Source organism: Streptomyces sp. NPDC050416 (genome assembly GCF_044458845.1).
Classification (GTDB): domain Bacteria; phylum Actinomycetota; class Actinomycetes; order Streptomycetales; family Streptomycetaceae; genus Streptomyces.
Window position 1 is genome coordinate 177,938 of sequence record NZ_JBITII010000002.1, and the last position, 11,125, is coordinate 189,062.

An 11,125-nucleotide genomic window follows, 5' to 3' on the forward strand; every position below is an offset into this window, starting at 1 on the left:
CATACCGGCGCTCGGCTCACGGGGCACTCAATTGGAGCCACGGGACGATCAGCCCTCCGGACTCGGACTCTCACCCCGCGCACCGGGCACATGGGGCAACCGCTCGGCCGCGACCACGCCTTCGAGGTAGCCCCGGGCCCGCTCCGTGCGCGGATAGGCCTCCAGCAGCGCCCAGAAGCGGGGCCCGTGTCCGGGGACGAGCAGATGGGCGAGTTCGTGGAGCAGGACGTAGTCGACGACGTACTCGGGCATGCCCTGGAGACGGTGGGACAGGCGGATGCTGCCCTCGGACGGGGTGCAGGATCCCCAGCGGGTGTTCTGGTTGGTCACCCAGCGCACCGAAGCGGGCCGTGCCCGCCCGTCGAAGTACTGGTCCGAAAGGCGCCGGGCCCGCTCGGCCAACTCGGCGTCGCCGAGGGCCCGCTTGCTCTCCTGGGCGGCCAGCTTGTCGAGCATGACGTTCACCCAGCGCTGCTCCTCCGCCTCGGACATCCGGGCGGGGATGAGCACCACGGTGCGATCGCCCTCGCGGTACGCGGAGACCGTTCTGCGGCGGCGGGCGCTCCTGCGGACCTCGATCGCGCTCGCCCCCGAGCCGCTCGGCGGCTGGCTCGTCGTGCTGCGCTGTGGCTTTCCGGCGCGGTGCAGTGGGTCGGCGGGCACGCCCCGACGTTACCCGCTGTACCCGGGGAAGTCCCGGCTCCGAGAGGGTTGGATGCCGATGCCCCCCGCCGGCCGCCGGATTTGTACGACGAATACCGGCACCTGTGGACAACTTTCTGCAGTCGGCGACCGGTTTGGGCATGCTGGCTGTTGTCGGCGAAGCGCCGGACAGGCCCGGGCCGGGACCAGCCGGGCCGGTGACCGGGTCTGCGCGCGGCATACGGGGACGATCTATGGCATACGGGGGCCTGTCATGCATCCGATGGTGAAACCCGCGCTCAGGCGCGGCTGGCGCGACCTCAACACCGTGCAGTTCGGGATGACACCGGCGCATGCGATGACGCTCGGCCCGATGGACCTGGCGACGGGCAGCTTCCTTGATCTGCTGAACGGCACACGGGGGATGGAACTGCTGCGCGAGGAGGGCCGCCGGATGGATCTGCCCGACGGCCATGTCGACGGGCTGGTGCGGCGGCTCGCCCGGGCCGGGCTCCTCGACGACGCGCGGGGCGGCGGGCAGGCCGCCGACGCCCTGCGGCAGAAGAAGGAAGTCCTCGACCGGCTGCGTCCCGACCTCGCTTCCCTGTCCCTGACCACCTCGGAACCGGGTGACGCGATGCGGCAGCTGGCCGCCCGGCGCTCACAGCGTGTGCAGGTGCGGGGCGCGGGCCGGGTCGGTGCCGTGCTGGCGTCGCTGCTGTCGGGGGCGGGCGTGGGCGAGGTCGACGTGCGCGACGGTGGCCGTGTGGAGCCGTGGGATGTCGCGCCGGGCGGGCTTCCCGCGGAGGCCGTCGGCGACCGCAGGGACGAGTCGGCCCGCCGGGCCGTGCGCCGGGCGGCCCCCGACCGGCCGCCGCGCCGCGCGGCAGCCCGGACCTCCCCTGAGGAAGGCGACCCGGGCTTCTCGCTGGTGATCGTCGCCCCACGCGACGATGTCGCCGTGCACGCGCCCGACCCGTCGGCCGCCGAACCCCTGATGTCCTCCGGGACACCCCATCTGTACGCCGGGGTCGTGGAGGGGACCGGGGTGGTCGGCCCACTGGTCCTGCCCGGGGAGACGGGCTGCGCGGGGTGCCTGAACGAGAGCCGCACGGACCGGGACCCGACCTGGCCTCGTCTGGTCGCCCAGTGGCGCTCCGGCAGACAGCGACAGGTGCGGCCCTGCGACCTGACACTGGCCACTACGGTGGCCGGACTGGCCGCCGCCCACGCGCTCGCCTTCCTGGACGGCCGGGTTCCGTCGAGCGCCGGAGCGCGCTGGGAGGTCTCCGTGCCCGGTCTCCACTGGCATGCGCGGCCGGTCTGGGCGCATCCGGCATGCCCGTGCGGAGCGGCGGAGAGAGGAAAGGGGGAGCACCCCTCGGAGGATGGGGAGTCACACGAGACAATGGCGGTGCAACGGCCGTCGGCGCAGTGCCGTAAGGCAGCGGCGAGGCGGCCGGCTGGGACTTGGAGGGCGCATGTCTGATCTTCCCCGGAAGGCGGTCACCCGGACCGCCAAGCTCGCCGCGCTCCCGCTCGGCATCGCCGGGCGGGCGACCTGGGGATTCGGCAAGCGAATCGTCGGCGAGTCCGCGGAGCTCGTCGGCCGCGAACTCCAACAGCGCACGGCCGACCAGCTGTTCAAGGTGCTCGGCGAGCTCAAGGGCGGCGCGATGAAGTTCGGCCAGGCCCTGTCCGTCTTCGAGTCCGCGCTGCCCGAGGAGGTGGCCGGCCCCTACCGGGCCGCGCTGACCAAGCTCCAGGAGGCGGCGCCGCCGATGCCGACGCGCACCGTGCACGCGGTGCTCGAGGAGCGTCTCGGCGAGGGCTGGCACGAGTTGTTCCTGGAGTTCGAGGACAAGCCCGCTGCGGCTGCCTCGATCGGCCAGGTGCACCGTGGGGTGTGGCATGACGGCCGCGAGGTGGCGGTCAAGGTCCAGTACCCGGGCGCCGGCGAGGCCCTGCTGTCCGATCTGAACCAGCTGAGCCGCTTCTCCCGCCTGCTCGGCCCGCTGATCCCCGGCATGGACATCAAGCCGCTGATCACGGAGCTGAAGGACCGCGTATCGGAGGAGCTGGACTACGGCCTGGAGGCCCAGGCCCAGCAGGCCCACGCCGAGGAGTTCGAGGACGACCCGGACGTGGTCGTGCCGCAGGTGGTGCATCAGTCCGACCAGGTCCTGATCACGGAGTGGATCGACGGCATCCCGCTGTCGGAGATCATCTCGGACGGCACCGAGGAGCAGCGCGACCGTGCCGGGCAGCTCCTGGCCCGCTTCCTGTTCTCCGGCCCCGCCCGCACCGGCCTGCTGCACGCCGATCCGCACCCGGGCAACTTCCGGCTGCTGCCCGGCGGCCCGGACGGTGAGGACGACTGGCGCCTGGGCGTCCTGGACTTCGGCACGGTCGACCGCCTCCCGGGCGGCCTGCCGGCCACCATCGGCGACTCCCTGCGGATGACTCTCGACGGGGAGGCCGAGGCGGTCTACGAGCTCCTGTGTGCGGAGGGGTTCGTGAAGGAGACCATAGAGCTGGATCCCGACGCGGTCCTGGACTATCTTCTGCCGATCATCGAACCGGCCGAGATCGAGGAGTTCACGTTCACGCGCGGCTGGATGCGCAGCCAGGCGGCCCGCATCGCGGACCCGCGCTCCCCCGCCTACCAGCTGGGCAAGCAGCTCAATCTGCCGCCGTCGTATCTGCTGATCCATCGGGTGACGCTGAGCACGATCGGCGTGCTGTGCCAGCTGGGGGCTACGGTGCGGCTGCGCGATGAGTTGGAGGAGTGGCTGCCGGGGTTCATCCCGGACGACCCGGCGGACAGCGAGGAGTCGGTGGCTGAGGCGTGAGCCTCAGCGGGCACCACGGGTGACCGGCTGTCCGCGCCTCACCACCAGTCCGAGTCCAGGCGCCCTTCGATCGACCTGAGGTTCTCCCTGGCACAGGTTTCGCAGAAGTAGCGGCGGGCGCCGTTCTCGACGGAGCAGGTCCAGGTCAGTGGTGGGCCGTCGGCCAGGGTTCCGGCGGACGTGCCGCAGCGGTCGCACACGAGCGGCTGGGGCTCCGCTGCGCAGCTGTCGTCACCGCCTCCCGGAGGACTCGTCACGGGGCGACGATATCGCCGTGCCCGACGGCCGCGTTGCGCGACGCGGGGCTCGTCCGCTGTCCGCGCACGGCCCGGCCGGTTCGCGCGGTGTCAACGCACCGCGGGGGCCGGTCCGTTCGGCACGGATCGGCCCCCGCGGGGAGAGCTCGGCCTCCCGGGCTCGGGAGGCCGCCGCTTCTGGTGAGGTCGGTTACTGCATGACCGCCATGGCGAGCGCCCGGCGGGCACGCCGTGAGGCGCGCTCCGCCCTGCGCTGCATCCGGCGGGCGGTCGCCAGGCGCACGGCCGGGCGTTCCCGCTCCGCCTCTCGCAGTCGCTCGTGCATATGCGCACGGGCCATGGCTTCTGGGATGAGTTGCATCTCTCGGGTCCTGTTCTGACGCGAGTCCTTCGCGCCGGTGGTGGTGAAGTCTTGGGTCGCGGAGCCTGCGGGCTCGTCAGTGGACGGCTTCATCGGGGCCTGCTTCTGGGGGTCGTTCGTGAGGGGGCGGTCGATCGTTCCTGCGGTGTTCATGCCGTAACCGGGTTCTTGCGCGGGCGGCCACGCGGCCGCTTCCGGGCGACGACGACACCCTGCACGAACAGCTCGCCACCCCAGACGCCCCAGGGCTCACGCCGCTCCTTCGCGCCGGCGAGGCAGGCCTCGACCAACGGGCAGGTGCGGCAGAGGGACTTGGCGTACTCGACGTCCGCGGGCGACTCGGCGAAGAAGACCTCCGGGTCGTACGAGCGGCACGGGACGGGCACGCCGAGGTTCTCGATGGCGTCGTCGAGCGCGGTGAGCGCGGTGAGCGGGGTCAAGGCGGAGTCCTCCGTGGAGCCGGGCTTGGGGATCGTTTCGGAAGGCGGTACGGACGGGGCGTGCGCTTCGAGTTGCACGGTTCGTCTTCCTCGTCTGGTCGTTCCGGCCTGTTGGCCGGGGGGCGGCTGGTACCGGGTTCTTTCTTGTCCCGAGGCTCCTTCGGTCCGTCGTCCCTGGTCGGGGACAAACAGAAGGGCCGCGGATCCCGGATGGGGTTCCGCGGCCCTGAAGGCGCCGGCCTGATCGGCGATCAGGCTGGATCACTCCAGGGTTCTGGCCCACGGAAGGCCCACATCTGGTGGTGCTGCGTCGTCTGCTTCCGGAATCCGGCACCGGTCGCCGTAAAGGCATAGGCCTGCGCCTGTGCCACTACTGCCGCTTCCAGTGCCTTGGTCGGTCGCTCATTGCGCTCACGGACGGGAAGGCCCGCGGGAGCAACGGAGGAGGACGCCGGACGCGCGGCACGAATGCCGGACAGACCGGTGCCCAGGTTCGAAACGCCGAGCATGCACGCGGAGACGGCCGAGCGATCGGTCATTTTCACGATGCTGACGGAGCTGGTGTTGATGCTGATCACTGGACTCGCCTCCTCTCGGCGTCTCGGGGGACTGGATGAACCAGTCCTGCGGATATGCAAGTACAACACGGAATCAGGGCCTCCGAGAAGGCCGCTGCTCTCGTGCCTAAGAACCTATGGGGATTGCTGGGGCATGCGCAAACTATTTTTTCGACGAGTTCGCGTCAGTCCTGATCTGTGTCCCCTCCTGCGTACTGGCCTGCGCAGATGGCCAGTACGTCGGCTCCGTAGCGATTCAGCTTGCGCATCCCCACGCCCGGGATGCGCGCCAGCTCGTGCTCGTCGTCCGGCGCGGTCTCGGCAATGGCCATCAGGGTCCTGTCGGTGAAGACGCAGAAGGCGGGCTGACCACTGCGTCGCGCCTGGTCGGCTCGCCACTCGCGCAGCTGCTCGTAGAGGCCCTCGTTCATGTCGGAGGGGCAGTCGTCGCAGCGCATCAGCTTCATCTCGCCCGCGTCGGTCAGCGTGCGGCCGCAGACTCGGCAGCGGGCGGGCGTTCGCTGAACTCTCCTCGGGGCGGAACCCCTGGTTCCGGGCGTTCCGCGCTCGATACCGCCCGTACTGCCGGCGGCGGAACGGGCGGTGGTGGCCGTCGAGCCGGGGCGCAGCCCGTCGAGGAAACGGCTGGGGCGGCGGTTGGGGCGGCCCCCGGGGGAACGGGACAGGGCCCAGGAGACGTGGAGGCGTTCGCGCGCGCGGGTGACGCCGACGTACAGGAGGCGGCGCTCCTCCTCGATCTGTTCGTCGGTCTTGGCGTAGGTGATCGGCATCATGCCCTCCGCGACGCCGACCAGGAAGACGACGTCCCACTCCAGGCCCTTGGCCGAGTGCAGGGAGGCGAGGGTGACGCCCTGCACGGTGGGGGCGTGCTGGGCGCTCGCCCGTTCGTCCAGTTCGGCGACGAGGTCCGCGAGGGTGGCGCTGGGTTTGGCGGCGGCGAAGTCCTGGGCGAGGTTCACCAGGGCGGCCAGGGACTCCCAGCGTTCCCTCACGGCGCCGGAGCCGGCCGGTGGCCGTGGTGTCCAGCCCTCCCCCGACAGCACGGCGCGCACCTGGGAGGGCAGGTCGACGGCGTCGTCCAGAAGGGAGTCGTTGCCGCCGAAGCGGGCCGCGCCGCGCAGGGCGACGCTGGCCTTGCGCACCTCCGGGCGGTCGAAGAACCGCTCGGCGCCGCGCAGCTGGTAGGGCACCCCGGCGTCGGCGAGGGCCTGCTCGTAGGTCTCGGACTGCGCGTTCGTCCGGAACAGGATGGCGATCTCGGCGGCCGGGACGCCCGCGTCGATGAGCTCGCGGATACGCCGGGCCGCGCCCTCGGCCTCGGCGGGCTCGTCCGTGTACTCGGTGTAGACCGGCTCGGGCCCCGGGGCGCGCTGGGAGACGAGCTCCAGGCGGTGGTCGGCGGCGCGGCCCTTCGCCTGGGCGAGCAGTCCGTTGGCGAGGTGGACGACCTGGGGGGTGGAGCGGTAGTCGCGGACCAGCTTGACGACCGTGGCGCCGGGGTGGCGGCTGCGGAAGTCGAGCAGATGGTCCGGTGTCGCTCCCGTGAAGGAGTAGATCGTCTGGCTGGCGTCGCCGACGACGCACAGGCTGTCCCGGTCGCCCAGCCACAGTTCCAGCAGGCGCTGCTGGAGGGGGCTGACGTCCTGGTACTCGTCGACCACGAAGTGCTGGTACTGGGCGCGGACCTGCTCGGCGATGTCGTGCCGGTCCTGGAGGACGGCCACGGTCAGCAGCAGCACATCCTCGAAGTCGATGACGGAGCGCTGGCGCTTGACGTCCTCGTATGCGGCGTAGAGCTGGGCGATCTCGGCGGGGGCGCGGGGGGTCTCGCGGCCGGCCTTGGCGGCGGCGGGCGCGTAGTCGGCGGGGACGGTCTGGGTGACCTTGGACCACTCGATCTCGGCGGTGACGTCCCGCAGCTCGCCCCGGTCGAGGCGGATGCGGCAGGCGGCGGCCGCGTCGGCGACGAGCTGGACCTTGCGGTCGACGAGCCGGGGCATGGAGCCGCCGATCGCTTTCGGCCAGAAGTACTGGAGCTGGCGCAGTGCCGCCGAGTGGAACGTGCGCGCCTGGACGCCGGCGGCGCCGAGCTGGCGCAGCCGACCCCGCATCTCCCCGGCTGCGCGGTTGGTGAACGTGACGGCGAGCACGCTGGAGGGCTGGAGGAGACCGGCGCGCACTCCGTAGGCGATGCGGTGGGTGATCGCCCGGGTCTTGCCTGTGCCGGCGCCCGCCAGGACGCACACCGGACCGTGCAGGGCCGTGGCCACCTCGCGCTGCTCGGGGTCGAGCCCTTCGAGAACCGCGTCGGGGGTGTCCGGTACCTGCGGGAACAGGGTGGAGTGCGTTGCTGCTGTCACATGGCCATGCTGCCAGGTCCCGCGAAACGGCTGTGCCGGTTGTCCACAGGCGGGCACTGATAGTCGTACGAATGCGGCAGGCGTCACGTCCGACGGGGTGCGGGCCGCGGGAATGGTGGCCCTTGCGCGTACGTTCCACCACTGCGAACCACCCGTCCCCGAGCCACCGAAGGAGCACGAGAGACATGCCGGGCACTGTGACGATGTACAGCACCACGTGGTGCGGCTACTGCCGTCGGCTGAAGAGCCAGATGGACCGCGAGGGCATCGCGTACACCGAGATCAACATCGAGCAGGACCCGGAGTCCGCAGCGTTCGTGGAGAAGGCGAATGGCGGAAACCAGACGGTGCCCACCGTTCTGTTCCCGGACGGCTCCACCCTCACCAACCCGTCGCTGGCTCAGGTGAAGCAGAAGATCGGCGCCTAATCGCCGTGCGGTTGTGCCGGGAAGGCGGCTCCTGAGATGTCTCAGGGGCCGCCTTCTCGTCGTGTGTCCCCTGGTTTGTCCCACACCAGGACGTAACGCCACAGCAGCGTGCGGCGGAAGGCGCAGCCGGGCAGCAACCGTCGGGCCGCCTGCCGGATCTCTCCCCAGGACATCTGCACGTCTTCCACGGGCATCCCGGCCGGGCCCCGCTTGCCGCCGTTCCGCCGGGCGTGCCACTGGCTCGCCGGCACACCGCAGGCGCTGACGACCCAGTCCAGGACCGTCCGGTTGGCGGCCATGCCGACGATCACCAGACGGCCCCCGGGTGCGGTGAGCCGGGCGAGACGGGTGACCGCATCCTCGAACGGCGCGTGATGGACCACGGCGACCGCGCTGACGAAGTCGTACGCGCCCTCGGGCAGGGACCCGTCGGCGAGGAAGTCTGCCTCCAGGTACGTGACGTTGCCGGGCACACGCGCGTGCTCGCGGGCGAGTCCGATCATCTCCGGCGAGCGGTCCACGCCCGTGACGGATGCCGCGCGTGCCGCGAGCTTGCGGGCGAGCAGGCCGTCGCCGCAGCCCGCGTCGAGGGCCTCGCGGCAGCCGTCCGGGACGGCCTCGAGCACGGAGGGGTGGTGGTGGACGTTGTGGTTCCAGTACGGGTCGGACACCCGGGCGGCCCCGTCAGGCGACGCTTCTCGTCGGCAGCGGCTTGCCGTACCAGAGCTCTATCAGGCGGGCCGCGATCGAGATGCCGTACGGCGGGAGCACCTCGCCGGCCTCGAAGGCGGCGCGCAGTTCGTCGCGGGAGAACCAGCGGGCCTCGTGGATCTCGTCCCCGTCGACGTCTATCTCGGTCGAGGTGGCGCGGGCCAGGAAGCCCAGCATGAGGCTGGACGGGAAGGGCCAGGGCTGGCTGGCGACGTACTCGACCTGGCCGACGGTGATGCCGACCTCCTCGTGGACCTCGCGGCGCACCGACTGCTCGATGGACTCGCCGGGCTCGACGAAACCGGCGAGCGTCGAGAAGCGGCCTTCCGGCCAGTGCACCTGGCGGCCCAGCAGGATGCGGTCGTCCTCGTCGGTCACGGCCATGATCACGGCCGGGTCCGTTCGCGGGTAGTGCTCCGCGCCGCAGGCCTGGCAGCGGCGGATGTGGCCGGCCGCGGCGATGACGGTGCGCTCGCCGCAGCGGGAGCAGAAGCGGTGGGTGCGCTGCCAGTTCTCCAGGCCGACCGCGTGCACCATCAGGCCCACGTCCCGGGCCGACAGGAGCAGGCCCGCCTCACGCAGGCCCGCCGGCCGCGCGGACTGGTCCATGCGCCCGGGCAGGGAGTCCTTCTGGAGGGCGAAGTAGCTGACGCCGTCCTCGTCGATGCCGAGGAAGTAGCGGTGTGCCTCGGTGAGGGGGGCTTCGAAGGAGGGCGTCATGACGAGTTCGGTGCGCCCGTCCGCCGTCTCGTCGATGAGGACCTGGCCGCCGGAGACCACGAAGCAGCGCGTGGAGGGGTGGCTCCACGCCGCCGCGAGCCAGGCCTCGTCGAGCCGGTGGTGCGCGGCCCGGTCGATGCCGCTCGGTGCGGTGAGCGAGATGGGTCGGTCGGCGTTCTGGTCGGTCCAGGTGGTCACGGGTGCTTCCAACTCCCCGGGGGAACTGTCGGGTTCGGCAGGCTGATCAGCGGGACGTACGGCGGGAGGCGACCGGGTTCGGCGGGGGTGTGCGGGGCGGGGCGGTACGGGGCAGCCCTTCCAGTGTGCCCCGCGCGCCCAGCCGGTCCGGACGGCGCGGGACGCTCAGGGCGCATGGCGCCAGTGCTCGGCGAGGTCGCCCCACAGGTACGCGGTGGTCTCGACGCCCTTGAGGAGCAGGTCGAGTTCCACTTTCTCGTTCGGGGCGTGCCAGCCGTCGGACGGGACGGAGATGCCGAGGAAGAGCACCGGAGCGCCGAGCACGTCCTGGAGGTCCGCCGCCGGTCCGGAGCCGCCCTCGCGCGTGAAGCGGACCGGCTTGCCGAAGGCCCGGCCCATGGCGCGGGCGACCGACTTCAGGGCCGGGTGGTCCAGCGGCGTCAGGCACGGGCGCGTGGCCCCGCTGAAGGTGATCTCGCAGCGGATCCCGGCGGGCACCTGCTGCTCGGCCCAGGCGCGGACGGCCTTCTCCACATGGCCGGGGTCCTGGCCCGCCACCAGCCGGAAGGACAGCTTCACCATGGCGGAGGACGGCACGACGGTCTTGCTGCCGGGGCCCTGGTAGCCGGCTCCGATGCCGTTGACCTCCGCGGTGGGGCGGGCCCAGACCCGCTCCAGGGTCGTGTACCCGGCCTCGCCGTGGGTGGCGTACGACCTGGCCGCGCGCAGCCACTGGCTCTCGTCGAAGGGCAGTTCGGCGAAGAGTTCCCGATCGCGGTCGGTGAGTTCGATCACGCCGTCGTAGAAGCCGGGGATCGCCACGCGCGCGTGCTCGTCGTGCAGGGCGGCGACGAGGCGGGCGGCGGCGGTCGCCGGGTTGGGCACCGCGCCGCCGAAGGAGCCGGAGTGGATGTCCTGGTCGGGGCCGTGCAGCCGTATCTCGCACTCGGCGAGGCCGCGCATGCCGGTGCACACCGTGGGGATGTCCTCGGACCACATGCCGGTGTCGGAGACGATCACCGCGTCGGCGGCGAGCTGCTCGGCGTGCTGTCCGACGAGGGCCCGGAAGTGCGGCGAGCCGGACTCCTCCTCGCCCTCGATCAGCAGCTTCAGGTGCACCGCCGGGGTGGTGCGGCCGGTAGCGGCGAGGTGGGCGCGGACGCCGAGGGTGTGGAAGAACACCTGGCCCTTGTCGTCGGCCGCCCCGCGCGCGTAGAGGCGGTTGTCGCGGACGACCGGCTCGAAGGGCTCGCTGTCCCAGCCGTCCTCCCGGGCGGCGGGCTGCACGTCGTGATGGCCGTAGACCAGCACCGTGGGCGCATTCGGGTCGTCACAGGGCCACTCGGCGAACACGGCGGGCGCGCCCGGGGTCTGCCAGACCTCGGCCGTCGGGAACCCGGTCTCCTTCAGCTTGGCGGCGAGCCAGTCGGCGCTGCGTCGTACGTCGGGCGCGTGGTCCGGCTGAGCCGACACCGAGGGGATGCGCAGCCACTCGGCGAGGTCGTCGAGGAAGGCGGCGCGATGCTGCTCGATGTACGTACGGACGACACTGTCCGGGGTCTGGCTCATGGTCACGAG

General features: G+C 71.7%; 12 protein-coding genes. 3 read left to right on the top strand and 9 right to left on the bottom strand.

Annotated features, from left to right (window positions below; translation table 11 throughout):
• Nucleotides 1-48: 48 nt before the first annotated feature.
• Nucleotides 49-663: a M48 family metallopeptidase gene (locus tag ACIBL4_RS05810; RefSeq protein WP_399406876.1), complete on the bottom strand. Its 615-nt coding sequence runs from the start codon at nt 661-663 to the stop codon at nt 49-51.
• Between the two features lie 253 nt (nt 664-916).
• Between ACIBL4_RS05810 and ACIBL4_RS05815 the strand changes: the two genes are divergently transcribed.
• Nucleotides 917-2,131, top strand: coding sequence for a TOMM precursor leader peptide-binding protein (locus ACIBL4_RS05815; protein ID WP_399406878.1), 1,215 nt, complete (start codon nt 917-919; stop codon nt 2,129-2,131).
• The gene (locus ACIBL4_RS05820) at nt 2,124-3,494 is read left to right on the top strand and encodes an ABC1 kinase family protein (protein WP_399406880.1); all 1,371 of its coding nucleotides are present in this window, start codon (nt 2,124-2,126) and stop codon (nt 3,492-3,494) included. The genes ACIBL4_RS05815 and ACIBL4_RS05820 overlap by 8 nt, the downstream gene beginning before the upstream one ends.
• A 38-nt stretch (nt 3,495-3,532) precedes the next feature.
• On the opposite strand, the gene ACIBL4_RS05825 is transcribed toward ACIBL4_RS05820, so the two are convergent.
• From ACIBL4_RS05825 to ACIBL4_RS05845, 5 genes are all read right to left on the bottom strand, one after another.
• Entirely contained in the window at nt 3,533-3,751 is a 219-nt protein-coding gene (locus tag ACIBL4_RS05825) for a hypothetical protein (protein ID WP_399406882.1), read from the bottom strand.
• A gap of 190 nt (nt 3,752-3,941) precedes the next feature.
• The gene (locus tag ACIBL4_RS05830) at nt 3,942-4,265 is read right to left on the bottom strand and encodes a hypothetical protein (protein WP_399406884.1); all 324 of its coding nucleotides are present in this window, start codon (nt 4,263-4,265) and stop codon (nt 3,942-3,944) included.
• The gene (locus ACIBL4_RS05835; RefSeq protein WP_010047663.1) at nt 4,262-4,630 is read right to left on the bottom strand and encodes a WhiB family transcriptional regulator; all 369 of its coding nucleotides are present in this window, start codon (nt 4,628-4,630) and stop codon (nt 4,262-4,264) included. Before ACIBL4_RS05835 ends, ACIBL4_RS05830 begins: the two co-directional genes overlap by 4 nt.
• 173 nt (nt 4,631-4,803) lie before the next feature.
• Nucleotides 4,804-5,130 carry a hypothetical protein gene (locus ACIBL4_RS05840; protein WP_020270254.1) on the bottom strand — a complete coding sequence of 109 codons (327 nt, stop codon included), beginning with the start codon at nt 5,128-5,130 and terminating at the stop codon, nt 4,804-4,806.
• Nucleotides 5,131-5,294: 164 nt separating this feature from the next.
• Nucleotides 5,295-7,490: an ATP-dependent DNA helicase UvrD2 gene (locus ACIBL4_RS05845; protein WP_399406887.1), complete on the bottom strand. Its 2,196-nt coding sequence runs from the start codon at nt 7,488-7,490 to the stop codon at nt 5,295-5,297.
• A gap of 185 nt (nt 7,491-7,675) precedes the next feature.
• Between ACIBL4_RS05845 and ACIBL4_RS05850 the strand changes: the two genes are divergently transcribed.
• Nucleotides 7,676-7,918 (top strand): mycoredoxin, encoded by a 243-nt coding sequence (locus ACIBL4_RS05850; RefSeq protein WP_004983675.1) that lies wholly within the window; start codon nt 7,676-7,678, stop codon nt 7,916-7,918.
• A gap of 41 nt (nt 7,919-7,959) precedes the next feature.
• Here the strand turns inward: ACIBL4_RS05850 and ACIBL4_RS05855 are convergent, their stop codons facing one another.
• The 3 genes from ACIBL4_RS05855 to ACIBL4_RS05865 form a co-directional block, all read right to left on the bottom strand.
• Entirely contained in the window at nt 7,960-8,589 is a 630-nt protein-coding gene (locus ACIBL4_RS05855; RefSeq protein ID WP_399406889.1) for a class I SAM-dependent methyltransferase, read from the bottom strand.
• Nucleotides 8,590-8,602: 13 nt separating this feature from the next.
• On the bottom strand, nt 8,603-9,547 hold the full coding sequence (gene nudC, locus ACIBL4_RS05860; protein ID WP_399406891.1) for an NAD(+) diphosphatase: 945 nt from the start codon (nt 9,545-9,547) through the stop codon (nt 8,603-8,605).
• A 165-nt stretch (nt 9,548-9,712) separates the two neighbouring features.
• Nucleotides 9,713-11,116, bottom strand: a complete 1,404-nt coding sequence (locus ACIBL4_RS05865; RefSeq protein WP_399406893.1) for a dipeptidase — start codon at nt 11,114-11,116, stop codon at nt 9,713-9,715.
• Nucleotides 11,117-11,125 lie beyond the last annotated feature (9 nt).